Raw genomic sequence first — 13,644 nt, 5'->3', positions numbered from 1 at the left:
AGGAATTCTAAACGACAAAAATTCCCCAGTGCCTGTCACCTTGTATTGCTTTTTGAAGGGAGTGGAGCTCAGTGGTTGGAATGAAGGCAGAGCAAATTCCTGTAAAGGTTTGGGTGAAGACGGATATTTTTCAAGGGGATCAAAAGGAAACTTTTGAATTGGTGACTTTTGGTCGATATTATAATAAGGGCCAATCTTCGTATCTTCTTTATGAAGAAGTAATGGATGTTGGGAATATTAAGACGTCTGTTAAGTTTTCAGAAGGGGAAGCGGTCATTTTACGTTCGGGTGCCTTGAATATGCGCCTAGCTTTTAAACAAGACCATCAAATGCGAGGCCATTATGATACTCCTTATGGGGCAATGGAGATGTTAACGGATACAAAAAGAATGGCTCATAACCCCTCCAGTGAAAGAGACGGGGAGCTTGACCTTGTATACGATTTAACCACTCAAGGAGAAGTGGCCGGTACTTATCATATGAAAATAACGTATAAGGAGGATGCAAAGTGAACATCGCTCAAGAAGTACAAAATAAATTAAAGCAAGAAATAAAAGCGGCTGTCATCAAAGCAGAGCTTGCAACCGAAGAGCAAATTCCAGATGTAATCCTAGAGATTCCAAAGGAAAAAGCGCATGGCGATTATTCCACGAATATGGCGATGCAATTAGCACGAGTAGCGAAAAAAGCACCGCGCGCGATTGCGGAAGCACTTGTTCAACATTTTGACCAGACAAAGGCTTCGATTGAGAAAATGGAAATTGCCGGACCTGGATTTATTAATTTTTACATGAATAATACGTACTTAACGGACTTGATTCCGAGCATTTTAGAGGCAGGTTCAAATTACGGAAGTACAACGATTGGACAAAATCAAAAAATCCAAGTTGAGTTTGTTTCAGCGAACCCAACAGGTGATCTTCATTTAGGTCATGCACGTGGGGCGGCAGTTGGGGATTCACTATGCAATATTTTGGCTAAAGCAGGCTATGATGTGAGCCGTGAATATTACATAAACGATGCAGGAAACCAAATCAATAATCTCGCTCTATCAGTTGAGGCTCGTTATTTCCAAGCACTTGGCAAGGATAAACCAATGCCGGAAGACGGTTATCATGGTGAAGATATTATTGGAATCGGTCAAACGCTAGCTGACGAATTTGGCGATAAATATGTCCATATGGATGAGCAGGAGCGTTTCGATTTTTTCCGTGAATACGGTTTGAAATACGAAATGGCGAAGCTGAAGAAGGATTTAGAAGATTTCCGTGTTGGTTTTGATGTTTGGTATTCAGAAACTTCTCTTTACCATAATGGGAAAATTGATGCAGGCCTTCAAGCTTTAAGAGACAATGGTCATATTTTTGAAGAAGGCGGAGCAACCTGGTTCCGTTCTACGGCTCTTGGTGATGATAAGGATCGCGTGTTAATTAAGCAGGATGGTTCTTACACGTACTTAACACCGGATATCGCTTATCATAAAGACAAGCTGGAAAGAGGCTTTGAAAAATTAATCAATATTTGGGGTGCGGATCACCACGGATATATCCCTCGTATGAAAGCGGCGATTCAAGCTTTAGGTTATGATCGCGACGCTTTAGAGGTTGAAATCATTCAGCTTGTACATTTATATAAAAATGGCGAGAAAATGAAGATGAGTAAACGTACTGGTAAAGCTGTTACAATGCGTGACCTTGTCGAAGAGGTTGGTCTGGATGCGGTTCGTTACTTCTTCGCGATGAGAAGCGCGGACACACATATGGATTTTGACCTTGATTTAGCGGTATCACAATCCAATGAAAACCCAGTATTCTACGCACAATACGCACATGCTCGTATTTCTAGTATTCTTCGCCAAGGCGAAGAGCAGGGCTTTACAGTAGATACAAATGCTGATTTTACTTTAATTGAAACAGAAAAGGAAATCGATGTTCTGAAAAAATTAGGCGAATTCCCGCAAGCCGTTGGGGAAGCAGCAACCAAACGGATGCCGCACCGCATTTCCAATTATATTTTTGAATTAGCGTCGGCTTTCCATAGCTTCTATAACGCAGATAAAGTTTTAGATGCAGATAGCCCTGAACGTTCTAAGGCGCGTTTAGCATTAATTAAATCGGTTCAAATCACATTGAAAAATGCATTAGCATTAATCGGAGTTTCAGCTCCAGAAAAAATGTAAGCTCTCAATTTTTGAGGGCTTTTTTTCATGGATAGTTGGATAAAAATTTTGCCTTCTTCAAATAATAGGATGGAAGCTTTTTAGGAGGAATGAACGAATGAATGTTGGTCGCGCAAAGGAAATTTTAGATTCCATGGAAATGTTTAATGTTACATACGAAGGTACACCTGTCATCATTCAAAACGTCGACGAAAAATCAAAAATGGCACGAATTTATTCAAGAGTGAATCCGGAAAATGAAATAGATGTACCAGTTTTGAACTTAATCGAGGAATAAATAGCGAAAAGGAGCTATCGTTAGCTCCTTTTTTGATGGGGTGGAGCAGATATGAGACTGTTTGGAGGATATATCTGACTGTTTCACCATTATATCTGACTACTTTTTTAATATATCTGACTAAATCGGCATTATTACTAACTTTGTCACAAGTTTGGTAATAGGTTGAAATTGAGGAGATGTATAGTGGATTACAAAACGTATGGCAGGCATATTATTGCTGATGTTTGGGGTATTGAATTTAATAGAATTAATGATATTGAATTTTTGAAGCAGCATATGCACAAAGCAGCGGAAAAATGCGGAGCGACCATCCTTGCAATGGAATATAAGGTATTTCAGCCTTGTGGGGCAACGGTGTTCCTTTTATTATCGGAAAGTCATTTATCGATTCACACGTATCCTGAAAAAGGATTTGCCGCCATTGATGGATACACATGTGGAGAAAAGGTCAATCCCGAAGTCGCCATCCACTATTTATTATCGGTTTTGGAACCTCAAAAGGTGTATTCCAGTAAAATTATCCGCGGAACAGGCGAATTTGACATAACGAAAGAATCTCCATAAAAAAAGGATGCTGTCCATGTCAGCATCCTTTTTACATCTCAAAACTGTTTAGTATCTAACAATTGGCGATTAACGAGCTTTCCTAAAACTCCACCGCTCCACCGCTAATCCGTTTAATCCCACGAATTTTACTGATATCCTCAATTAATTTTAACATCGCCAAATCCTTCATTTTGGCTTCGATCATAAAATCAACGTCCTTTTTCAGTTCTCGAAGCACCTCGATTAATGGCATTAAAAAATTGAGGTCTACAAAATCGGCATGAGAGCGAAAAGCCTTTTCGGATTTTGGTGAGGAGATATGTATTTTGGGCGGGTGATTTTTTCTCTCCCAGGTAGGGAAGGTCCTTGAGAGAATCACATCTAAAGGAAGCTCCCCAAGATTGGCCATGTGATGATGATAATCGAAGACAAATGGAATATTTTCTTTTTCGCATGCTAAAAGGGTTTCGTCGGCGTTGTAGGTTTTATCATCGTTCTCAAGCGTCATAACCTCTTTTACCTGGGGCGGCAGCCTTTTTACATTATCATGAAAGCGATGAATCGTTTTACCTTTATCACCATAAGCACCACCAATATGAATATTAAGCACAGAGTCTTTTTCGACTCCCATTGCTTCTAGCATGCGATAGTGGAATTCCATATCTCCGACCGCATTGGTGGTGACTTCATCACGCGGTGAAGTAAAAAGGGTGAATTGATTTGGGTGAAAGCTGACCCGTAAATGATTTTTTCGAATAATGTCCCCAAGCTCCTTCCATTCCTCCAAAAAAGGGGAAACAAAATCCCACTTGACTTCAGGATGGGTGGCAAGGGGGACGATAGAGCTTGAGAGGCGATAGACCTCTATTTCATTTGCCAAATTATAATACAGCATTCTTCGTGTGCTTTTTAGATTAAGGGAAGTGACCTGCAGTAATTTAGCATACCGCTCGTCCTTTTCTAGTTGTTTATAGCGGGTAAAAGTAACCGTTCTGGCCGGTGATGCTTCCCATAAGTGGACGGCAGTGGAAACATAACCAAAGCGAATTTTCATGATGTAAGCTCCTTGTGATTTTATAAAAATTGCGAAAAGAGGGTAGCTGTCTTTTCTTTAACGGTCCGTAGAATATTTGGCTGATTCAATTCTTCCAGCGTAAGGATTTTGGAATCCTTTATATCCTTTTCAATGGTATTTCGCAGCTGTTTAATAAAATCTTTGTCGTACATATAGCAATTAATTTCATGGTTGAGGAACATACTTCGTTTATCAAAATTAGCAGTTCCGATATCACATACCCGATCATCGATAATAAGGGTTTTTGCATGATAAAAACCATTTAAATATTGATAAACGGTTGCGCCTTCACGAATTAATCTTCGAAAAAACGGAAATGACGCTTCTTTTACCAGCATATGATCTGGGATTTTAGGAACGAGAATGGTCACTTTAACGCCTCTTCTTAACGCAGCCATTAAGGCAAAAAAAGTTCTCTGGCTAGGAATAAAATAGGGACTACCAATCATAAGGCTATCTTTAGCAGAGTCAATTAGTTTTAAGAAAGTGGTTTCAAGATAAACACCTTCTGAAGGAATGATTTCATGTTCAACAGGCCCTGATTTTTGATTGGGAAAATAAATAGGGTTTTGCAGCAAATCTGTTTTTGTACATTGACGCCAATCCATTAAAAACTCTCGTTGAAGATCATTGACTCCTTCGCCGGTTATTTTTAATTGATAATCTCGCCAAGGACTTAATTTTTGATCTTTATTCACGTATTCTTTTCCAATATTAAATCCCCCAATACAGCCTATTACCCCATCTATGACGGAGATTTTTCGATGATTTCTCGTTTGGGAGGAATAGAAAAGAAACGGAAGCTTTGGAATATTACTAAACGAAAATTGTCCACCTGCTGCTTTGAAATCGTTAATCATCTTTCGATTGACTTTAAGGCTACCTAAGAAGTCTAACAGAAGGCGAACTTCCACACCTTCCTTTGCCTTTTGGGTAAGGATTTGAAAAAACTCTTTGCTAAATCGATCATTTTTGACGATGTAAAATAGGATATGGATATGCTTTTTTGCATTTTTTAACTCTGCAAAATAATCTTTAAAAAACACTTCCCCATCTGTAAAAAGCTCCATTTGACTTTGTCGTTTAGGAGCATTTGGAGGGACAAATTTTTTTAAATGGTGGGTTCGACCTAACCAATAGTCCAACGTTAACCATAAAAAAATTAAAAATAGCACACCCAAAACACCGAGAGTAAAATTCAAGGTCATCTGCTCCTCCGGTAAAGTATCTAATTGTTTTCTTTAGTATTCCCGTGATTTCCTAATTATGAAACCTAAATTGCGAAAATAAAATGGTTGACTGAATGCTCATTCACCTTATAATTAAAAGTAGGTATATAATTCAGAAGATTTATTTGGTTCAAAATTTTTCTACCAAAGGGGAAGAGAATGGAAATGTTACTTTTAATCAATCTTATTGCGTTCCTTCTTGTAACCGCTTACGCAATCAGTTTGTTTGTGTATGTAGTGAAAACAAGAATTGAATTTATCAAGCTTGGAAAAAAGGTTGAGTTTGATAATCGTGTTAAAGAACGTTTAGAAAAGATTTGGGTAAATGTGTTTGGGCAGAAAAAGCTCCTGAAGGATAAAAAGAGTGGAGCCATTCACGTTATGTTTTTTTATGGCTTTATCCTTGTTCAATTTGGAGCGCTTGATTTTATTTGGAAGGGACTTAAGCCAGGTTCACACCTGCCGTTAGGTCCGTTATATGCAGGGTTTACGTTTTTTCAAGAAATCGTTACGTTAATGATTTTGGTAGCGGTTGTTTGGGCTTTTCACCGCCGTTATGTTGAAAAATTAGTCCGTTTAAAAAGAGGCTTTAAAAGCGGTTTAGTATTGCTGTTTATCGGAGGCTTAATGCTTTCGGTATTAGTTGGTAACGGGATGGGAATCATCTGGCATGGGGAAGAGGCATCTTGGACAGAGCCGATTGCGTCTTTGATTTCCGGTGTTTTTGGCGGTATTGGTGAAACGGCTTCTGTTGTTGTTTTTTATATCGCATGGTGGATTCACTTACTGTTCCTATTAGCCTTCTTAGTATATGTACCACAATCCAAGCATGCCCACTTAATTGCTGGGCCGGCAAACGTGTTTTTTAATCGTTTAGAAAAACCGGGCAAATTAAAAAAAATTGATTTTGAAGATGAGTCTCAAGAAAGCTTCGGAGTTGGAAAAATAGAGGATTTTACACAGCATCAATTAATTGATTTATATGCATGTGTGGAGTGCGGACGCTGTACGAATATGTGTCCAGCAACCGGTACAGGGAAAATGCTGTCACCGATGGACTTAATTGTGAAGCTTCGTGATCATTTAACGCTGCATGGTGCGGCTATTACGCAAAAGCAGCCTTGGGTACCGACCTTTGCTTTTTCAGGAACAAAGGGGAACCAAATCGCTTTAGCAGCTGCTGGTCAAGGTGCGCAAGAGTCTGCTGCTGGTTTAGCATATAGCCCAAGCTTAATTGGCGAAGTCATTACGGAAGAAGAAATCTGGGCATGTACAACTTGCCGTAACTGTGAGGACCAATGTCCAGTTATGAACGAACACGTGGATAAGATTATTGACCTTCGCCGTTATTTAGTTTTAACAGAAGGAAAAATGGATGCGGATGCACAGCGTGCGATGACTAACATTGAACGTCAAGGAAATCCTTGGGGACTTAACCGTAAAGAGCGTGAAGACTGGCGCGAAGCTCGTGAGGATGTTCATGTTCCAACCGTAAAGGAAATGAACAAAGCGGGCGAAGAGTTCGAGTACCTATTCTGGGTTGGTTCGATGGGTTCTTACGACAATCGCAGCCAAAAAATCGCGTTATCGTTTGCGAAGCTTTTAAACGAAGCTGGCGTGAGCTTTGCCATTTTAGGAAACAAAGAAAAGAACTCTGGTGATACACCACGCCGTTTAGGTAATGAGTTCTTATTCCAAGATTTAGCTGCGAAGAACATTGAAGAATTTGAAAAAGCTGAGGTCAAGAAAATCGTGACGATTGACCCTCATGCTTATAATATTTTCAAAAATGAATATCCTGATTTCGGCTTAACAGCTGAAGTGTACCACCATACAGAAGTGTTAGCGAAGCTGGTGGAAGAAGGAAGATTAGTTCCGAAGTACGAAGTGAACGAAACGATTACCTTCCACGATTCTTGTTACTTAGGACGCTATAACGAAGTGTATGATCCACCACGTGAGATTTTAAAATCGATTCCAGGCGTGAAGTTGGTTGAAATGGAACGTAACCGCGAAACAGGTATGTGCTGTGGAGCCGGCGGCGGACTAATGTGGATGGAAGAACACACAGGAAACCGCATTAACGTAACAAGAACAGAACAAGCCTTAGCCGTTAATCCATCGATCATCAGCTCAGGCTGTCCATATTGCTTAACGATGCTATCAGATGGCACAAAAGCAAAAGAAGTCGAAGAAAAAGTTTCCACATATGATGTAGCAGAAATCCTAGAGAAAGCCGTAGTAGGCGAACAACAACAACTAGTATCTTAAAAAATAGAGCTTGGCGAGCTTAAAAGGTTTTTCGCGCTTTAAAACGCTTTAAAGTACTTTAACACACTAACGCACCGGGGGTCAGACCCCCGGTGGTTTAAAGCGTTAAAGTGAATGGCTGTGTTCAAATTGTAAAAATAGTAGGGTGGATTTTATGTTAAATATTTCTATTTCTACGATTTTTAAAGTAAAATAGATTTAAAGCGCTTACAAACATTTAGGAGCGTATTTTATACCTTTCTTTTTTTTCTTCTTTCACCCGAGCGAGCGTTCAGTCGCTTGTCTTCCACATCTTAGATGACTGCATCTAGTTTTTTAGTTATAACATCGATTTTTTTCAAGAATTTTAAATAGAAGTTTCATAGTTTTATATAGCGCCAAAAGGGATTTTTTTCACGAAAGCTTTCTACACATCAAACAAAGGAGAGGTTTTAGATGGGGAAAACAGTCATTATTGCAGGAGCAAGAACACCATTTGGGAAATTCGGCGGATCATTAAGCCAGTTTACAGCATCAGAACTAGGAGGTTTTGCTGTTAAGGAAGCACTTCAACGAGCAGGAGTGCAGCCTGAAGAGGTAAACGAACTCATTATGGGATCCGTTTTACAAGGCGGACAAGGACAAATTCCTTCTCGTCAAGCTGCTCGTCAAGCTGGCCTTCCTTGGAGTGTAAAAACCGAGACAATCAACAAAGTGTGTGCTTCAGGTATGCGCAGTGTCACGCTTGCTGATCAAATCATTCGTGCTGGTGATGAAGAGGTGATTGTCGCAGGTGGAATGGAATCGATGAGCAATGCACCATATATCATGCCAAAGGCGCGTTGGGGATTACGTATGGGTGACGGTGCTGTTAAGGACTTGATGCTAACAGATGGATTATCCTGTGCCTTCACTGGCGTTCACATGGGGACATATGGAAACGGAACGGCAAAAGAGTTGGAATTAACACGCGAGCAACAGGATCAATGGGCGTTAAGAAGCCATGAGCGAGCGATTGTTGCGATTGAAACTGGTACTTTTTCAGAAGAAATCGTGCCTGTTCAAATCCCACAAAAGCGCGGCGAACACGTAGTTTTTGAACACGACGAAGCACCTCGCAAGGATACTTCTATTGAAAAATTAACCAAACTTGCACCAGTGTTTAACTCAGACGGAACGATTACAGCAGGTAACGCACCTGGCGTAAACGATGGGGCAGCAGCGCTCGTGTTAATGAGTGAAGAACGTGCGAAGCAAGAAGGAAAACAACCAATGGCATACATTTTGGGTCATGCAGAAGTCGCGATTGAAGCAAAAGATTTTCCGAAAACACCTGGACTTGTCATCAATGAACTTTTGAAAAAGACAGGCAAAAGTGTGGAGGAAATTGACTTATTTGAAATTAACGAAGCCTTTGCAGCTGTCTCACTTGCAAGTGAAAAAATTGCCGGTCTAGACCCTGAAAAAATCAATGTAAACGGCGGTGCCATCGCATTAGGCCACCCAATCGGGGCAAGCGGTGCGAGAATTATTTTAACCTTAATGTACGAATTAAAGCGTCGCGGCGGTGGAATTGGAATAGCAGCCATCTGTTCAGGCGGCGGTCAAGGCGACGCCATCATGATCGAAGTTCCGAAGCAGTAATTTTAAAAAAATAGACTCTGAACGTTAATAGGGGGAGGAATAGCAGTGAATATCAAAAAAGTAATGGTCATTGGAGCAGGGCAAATGGGTTCTGGTATTGCCCAAGTTTGTGCGCAAGCAGGATACGAAGTCCTTTTAAATGATTTAAAACCAGAATTTGTCGAGCGCGGATTAGGTATCATTAAGAAAAACCTTTCTCGTCAGGTGGAAAAAGCACGTATGACAGCAGATGAAATGGGCGAAGTGTTAAGCCGTTTAGCAGCATCAACAGAATTAGCGGATGCCGCTAGTGTTGACCTTGTGATTGAAGCAGCAGTTGAAAACATGGAAATTAAAGCAAAAATCTTTGCTCAGTTGGATGAACTTGCACCTGCACATGCGATTTTAGCTTCGAATACTTCTTCTTTACCGATTACAGAAATTGCAGCCGCAACGAAGCGTCCTGAACAAGTAATCGGAATGCACTTTATGAATCCTGTACCAGTAATGAAATTAGTTGAAATCATTCGCGGACTGGCAACAGCAGATGAAGTATATCAAGCGATTGAAGATATGACGAAAACATTAAGTAAGGTACCAGTGGAAGTGAATGATTTCCCTGGATTTGTTTCTAACCGAATTTTAATGCCAATGATTAACGAAGCGATTTACACACTTTATGAAGGTGTTGCGACGAAAGAAGCGATTGATGAAGTGATGAAGCTGGGAATGAACCACCCGATGGGACCTTTAACCTTGGCTGATTTTATCGGCTTAGATACTTGTCTTTATATCATGGAAACCCTTCATGAAGGCTTCGGTGATGACAAATATCGCCCATGTCCACTTTTAAGAAAGTATGTAAAAGCAGGCTGGCTTGGACGTAAATCTGGCCGTGGCTTTTATGAGTATAACTAAGCTAACGGGTGCTTAGACTCCGATGGCGGGTTGGTGGTAGTTTTTAGATTGCAACTAAGAGGGCATAGAAAAGGAGGTTTTCGAATATGGATCTCCGTTTTACGGAAGAACAAGAGATGATGCGGAAAATGGTACGTGATTTTGCTCAAAGTGAAATTGCGCCATTTGTAGAAAAAATGGAACAAGGAGAATTCCCACGAGCGATTTTAAACAAGATGGGCGAATTGGGCTTAATGGGAATTCCAGTTCCTGAAGCGTATGGCGGCGCAGAAATGGATTTCATGTCCTATATCATCGCCATTAATGAATTGTCACGAGTAAGTGCGACTGTTGGGGTTATTTTATCGGTGCATACTTCGGTTGGAACAAACCCGATTTTATACTTTGGAACAGACGAACAAAAACAAAAATATGTACCGAAGCTCGCAAGCGGTGAGTCTTTAGGAGCATTTTGTTTAACAGAGCCCAGTTCCGGTTCAGATGCGGCTAGTTTAAAAACAAGAGCGGTGAAAGATGGCGATCATTATGTTTTAAACGGCTCTAAGGTGTTTATTACAAATGGCGGAGAAGCAGATGTGTATATCGTCTTTGCTTCGACCAACCCTGAATCAGGCTCAAAGGGAATTTCTTGTTTTATTGTGGAAAAAGGAACATCAGGACTAGTTTTTGGAAAAGATGAGCATAAAATGGGTCTCCATGGCTCACGTACCATCCAATTAACCTTTGAAGATATGAGAATACCAGCAGCTAATTTGCTTGGTGTAGAAGGAGAAGGCTTTAAAATTGCCATGGCTAATCTGGATGTTGGTCGAATTGGCATTGCAGCACAAGCGTTAGGGATTGCGGAAGCTGCTTTAGAAGCGGCAAGGGGCTATGCTAGGGAACGTGTTCAGTTTGGTAAACCGATTGCAACTCAACAAGGTATTTCCTTCAAGTTGGCTGATATGGCTACGAATGTAGAAGCTGCTAGATTACTAGTTTATCGTGCTGCTGATTTGCGCATGAAGGGTCAAAAGTGCGGTAAAGAAGCCTCGATGGCTAAATTGTTTGCGACTCGAACAGCTGTGGGAGTGACGACAGAAGCGATTCAAGTTTTCGGAGGTTACGGCTACACAGAGGACTACCCAGTCGAACGCTACTTCCGCGATGCGAAAGTAACCGAAATCTACGAAGGAACAAGCGAAATTCAACGAATCGTGATAAGTAAGCATCTATAAAAGTTGTAGCTGCTGTTGTTGTTGCAGTAACGCGGTAAAGCACCGGGGGTCTGACCCCCAGCGCGGTGATGCGATAAAGTGAATCGGAGGGAACTCCGTAAAAATAGGGGGAAATTAGGATGAATTTTCAATTAAGTGAAGAGCATGAAATGATACGTAAAATGGTTCGCGATTTTGCTAGAAACGAGGTAGCTCCTACAGCTGCAGAGCGTGACGAAGAAGAACGTTTTGACCGTGAAATTTTCGATAAGATGGCTGAGCTTGGTTTAACAGGTATTCCTTGGCCGGAAGAATACGGCGGAATCGGCAGTGATTATCTTGCTTACTGTATCGCCGTAGAAGAGCTTTCTCGTGTGTGTGCTTCAACAGGGGTAACACTTTCTGCCCACACTTCATTAGCAGGATGGCCGATCTTCAAATTCGGTAACGAAGAACAAAAGCAAAAATATCTTCGCCCAATGGCTGAAGGGTCAAAAATTGGGGGCTACGGCTTAACAGAGCCAGGAAGTGGTTCTGATGCAGGCGGCATGAGAACAACAGCACGTCTTGAAGGCGACCACTATGTATTAAACGGAAGCAAAATTTTCATCACTAACGGTGGAATCGCTGATATCTATGTCGTTTTTGCGTTAACAGATCCATCTTCTAAACAAAAAGGAACAACAGCTTTCATTATCGAAAGTGACTTCCCAGGCTTCTCTGTAGGTAAAAAAGAGAAAAAGCTAGGCATTCGTTCATCACCTACAACTGAAATCATTTTCGAAGATTGCAAGGTTCCAGTTGCAAACCGTCTTGGTGAAGAAGGCGAAGGCTTTAAAATCGCGATGATGACGCTTGATGGAGGACGCAACGGTATTGCTGCTCAAGCAGTTGGTATTGCACAAGGTGCCCTTGATGCGGCTGTTGATTATGCAAAAGAGCGCGTTCAATTCGGTAAGCCAATTGCAGCGCAGCAAGGTATCTCTTTCAAACTTGCAGATATGGCGACAAGTGTAGAAGCAGCAAGACTATTAACTTACCAAGCTGCATGGAAAGAATCTGCTGGTCTTCCATACGGAATGGAGTCAGCTATGTCTAAATTATTCGCGGGCGATACAGCCATGAAGGTAACAACAGAAGCGGTTCAAGTATTTGGTGGTTATGGATATACAAAGGACTATCCAGTAGAACGCTTTATGCGTGATGCAAAAATCACTCAAATCTACGAAGGAACTCAAGAAATCCAACGTTTAGTTATTGGACGTACATTGACGAAGTAAATTCTTGAATGGGGCAGGAGTGCATGGAGAGAAAAACATCTAGACACCTAACTCGGCCATACTTATAGGACAGAGGATCCGTTATTTACGTATAAAAGCACGTTTTTGCAAAATTATCGGACACAGGAGTACCTTATTTACTAGAAATGAAGAGAAATAACCCTTTTTTCTTAAAATAACGGAATGAGAGTCCTATAAATCGATAAAATGGGTACTTTTTACGGAAATAACGGAACCAGAGTCCTATAAATCAATTTAATGTCCTTAACGTACTAATAAATCACGATTATTCGCACCAAGTCACATCCATCACCCAAAGGAGATGAAAAGGGCGGTAGAAACGATGATGAAAAAACGGGAAGTTCAGGCGTCGGTGAAAGATGAACGCCTGGTGAGAAAACGAAGAACAGAAATGATTAAGGGAGCGGTTAATCTCTTTATTCAAAAGGGGTTCCACCGCACCACTACGAGAGAAATTGCGAAGGCTTCCGGTTTTAGTATAGGCACGCTCTATGAATATATTAGAACAAAGGAAGATGTTCTCTATCTTGTATGTGATAGCATCTATGACCAAGTTCGAGACAGACTCCATAGCGACCTCAACAATAACCAAGGTACACTCGAAAGCCTCAAGACTGCGATCGCCTACTATTTTCGCGTAGTCGATGAAATGCAGGATGAAGTGCTTGTGATGTATCAAGAAGTGAAATCGTTATCAAAGGATGCCTTGCCGTATGTATTGCGGAAGGAGCTGGAAATGGTAGCGATGTTTGAAGAAGTCATCGCGAAATGTGTGGAGAACAAGGAATTAGATTTGACTGAAAAACAAATTAAAATGATCGCCCATAACATCTTTGTTCAAGGACAAATGTGGGGCTTCCGCCGCTGGGCACTTCATAAATTATACACGCTCGATGAATATATTGAATTGCAAACGAATTTGCTTTTATCAGGAATTAAGGGGTAAGAAACAAGATTGGGTCAGTGAACGCTTACGTAAAAGACCCAACTAGTTTGAAGCAACAAAGGGGTAACTAAAGTAAATAGGTTCTGCTGCCACTCCAAAAG

At 41.0% G+C, this 13,644-nt stretch carries 12 protein-coding genes; 10 read left to right on the top strand and 2 right to left on the bottom strand.

Annotated elements, in window-relative coordinates; all coding sequences use genetic code 11:
* Window positions 1-80 precede the first annotated feature (80 nt).
* The 4 genes from ACSBPO_RS21510 to speD all read left to right on the top strand — a co-directional run bounded on the left by ACSBPO_RS21510 (window position 81) and on the right by speD (window position 3,023).
* Window positions 81-512, top strand: a complete 432-nt coding sequence (locus ACSBPO_RS21510; protein ID WP_442600424.1) for a DUF1934 domain-containing protein — start codon at window positions 81-83, stop codon at window positions 510-512.
* Window positions 509-2,179: an arginine--tRNA ligase gene (gene argS, locus ACSBPO_RS21505; RefSeq protein WP_442596981.1), complete on the top strand. Its 1,671-nt coding sequence runs from the start codon at window positions 509-511 to the stop codon at window positions 2,177-2,179. The genes ACSBPO_RS21510 and argS overlap by 4 nt, the downstream gene beginning before the upstream one ends.
* Before the next feature lie 97 nt (window positions 2,180-2,276).
* On the top strand, window positions 2,277-2,456 hold the full coding sequence (locus tag ACSBPO_RS21500; protein WP_442596979.1) for an H-type small acid-soluble spore protein: 180 nt from the start codon (window positions 2,277-2,279) through the stop codon (window positions 2,454-2,456).
* Window positions 2,457-2,642: 186 nt separating this feature from the next.
* Complete coding sequence (gene speD, locus ACSBPO_RS21495; RefSeq protein ID WP_442596977.1) at window positions 2,643-3,023, top strand: adenosylmethionine decarboxylase; 381 nt, start codon at window positions 2,643-2,645, stop codon at window positions 3,021-3,023.
* Between the two features lie 82 nt (window positions 3,024-3,105).
* Here the strand turns inward: speD and uvsE are convergent, their stop codons facing one another.
* Both uvsE and cls read right to left on the bottom strand, forming a co-directional pair.
* Window positions 3,106-4,059, bottom strand: coding sequence for a UV DNA damage repair endonuclease UvsE (gene uvsE, locus ACSBPO_RS21490; protein ID WP_442596975.1), 954 nt, complete (start codon window positions 4,057-4,059; stop codon window positions 3,106-3,108).
* A gap of 20 nt (window positions 4,060-4,079) precedes the next feature.
* Window positions 4,080-5,288, bottom strand: a complete 1,209-nt coding sequence (gene cls, locus ACSBPO_RS21485; RefSeq protein ID WP_442596972.1) for a cardiolipin synthase — start codon at window positions 5,286-5,288, stop codon at window positions 4,080-4,082.
* Between the two features lie 180 nt (window positions 5,289-5,468).
* Between cls and ACSBPO_RS21480 the strand changes: the two genes are divergently transcribed.
* From ACSBPO_RS21480 to ACSBPO_RS21455, 6 genes are all read left to right on the top strand, one after another.
* Window positions 5,469-7,580, top strand: coding sequence for a 4Fe-4S dicluster domain-containing protein (locus tag ACSBPO_RS21480; RefSeq protein WP_442596970.1), 2,112 nt, complete (start codon window positions 5,469-5,471; stop codon window positions 7,578-7,580).
* A gap of 435 nt (window positions 7,581-8,015) precedes the next feature.
* Entirely contained in the window at window positions 8,016-9,203 is a 1,188-nt protein-coding gene (locus tag ACSBPO_RS21475; protein ID WP_442596968.1) for an acetyl-CoA C-acetyltransferase, read from the top strand.
* A 45-nt stretch (window positions 9,204-9,248) separates the two neighbouring features.
* Window positions 9,249-10,100: a 3-hydroxybutyryl-CoA dehydrogenase gene (locus tag ACSBPO_RS21470; protein WP_442596966.1), complete on the top strand. Its 852-nt coding sequence runs from the start codon at window positions 9,249-9,251 to the stop codon at window positions 10,098-10,100.
* Window positions 10,101-10,186: 86 nt separating this feature from the next.
* Window positions 10,187-11,317 (top strand): acyl-CoA dehydrogenase, encoded by a 1,131-nt coding sequence (locus ACSBPO_RS21465; RefSeq protein WP_442596964.1) that lies wholly within the window; start codon window positions 10,187-10,189, stop codon window positions 11,315-11,317.
* A 119-nt stretch (window positions 11,318-11,436) separates the two neighbouring features.
* Window positions 11,437-12,576 carry an acyl-CoA dehydrogenase gene (locus ACSBPO_RS21460; protein WP_442596962.1) on the top strand — a complete coding sequence of 380 codons (1,140 nt, stop codon included), beginning with the start codon at window positions 11,437-11,439 and terminating at the stop codon, window positions 12,574-12,576.
* A 346-nt stretch (window positions 12,577-12,922) separates the two neighbouring features.
* On the top strand, window positions 12,923-13,543 hold the full coding sequence (locus tag ACSBPO_RS21455) for a TetR/AcrR family transcriptional regulator (protein WP_442600423.1): 621 nt from the start codon (window positions 12,923-12,925) through the stop codon (window positions 13,541-13,543).
* Window positions 13,544-13,644: the final 101 nt, after the last annotated feature.

It is taken from the genome of Neobacillus sp. D3-1R (assembly GCF_052180215.1).
GTDB lineage: Bacteria > Bacillota > Bacilli > Bacillales > Cytobacillaceae > Pseudoneobacillus.
Note: the sequence above shows the minus strand (reverse complement) of the source record. Positions and strands in the feature narration are given on the sequence as shown.

Coding starts and splice junctions, on each gene's coding strand:
- ACSBPO_RS21510 (WP_442600424.1), top strand. CDS start 81: ATGAAGGCAGAGCAAATTCCTGTAAAGGTTTGGGTGAAGACGGATATT.
- ACSBPO_RS21500 (WP_442596979.1), top strand. CDS start 2,277: ATGAATGTTGGTCGCGCAAAGGAAATTTTAGATTCCATGGAAATGTTT.
- uvsE (WP_442596975.1), bottom strand. CDS start 4,059: ATGAAAATTCGCTTTGGTTATGTTTCCACTGCCGTCCACTTATGGGAA.
- cls (WP_442596972.1), bottom strand. CDS start 5,288: ATGACCTTGAATTTTACTCTCGGTGTTTTGGGTGTGCTATTTTTAATT.
- ACSBPO_RS21480 (WP_442596970.1), top strand. CDS start 5,469: ATGGAAATGTTACTTTTAATCAATCTTATTGCGTTCCTTCTTGTAACC.
- ACSBPO_RS21475 (WP_442596968.1), top strand. CDS start 8,016: ATGGGGAAAACAGTCATTATTGCAGGAGCAAGAACACCATTTGGGAAA.
- ACSBPO_RS21465 (WP_442596964.1), top strand. CDS start 10,187: ATGGATCTCCGTTTTACGGAAGAACAAGAGATGATGCGGAAAATGGTA.
- ACSBPO_RS21460 (WP_442596962.1), top strand. CDS start 11,437: ATGAATTTTCAATTAAGTGAAGAGCATGAAATGATACGTAAAATGGTT.
- ACSBPO_RS21455 (WP_442600423.1), top strand. CDS start 12,923: ATGAAAAAACGGGAAGTTCAGGCGTCGGTGAAAGATGAACGCCTGGTG.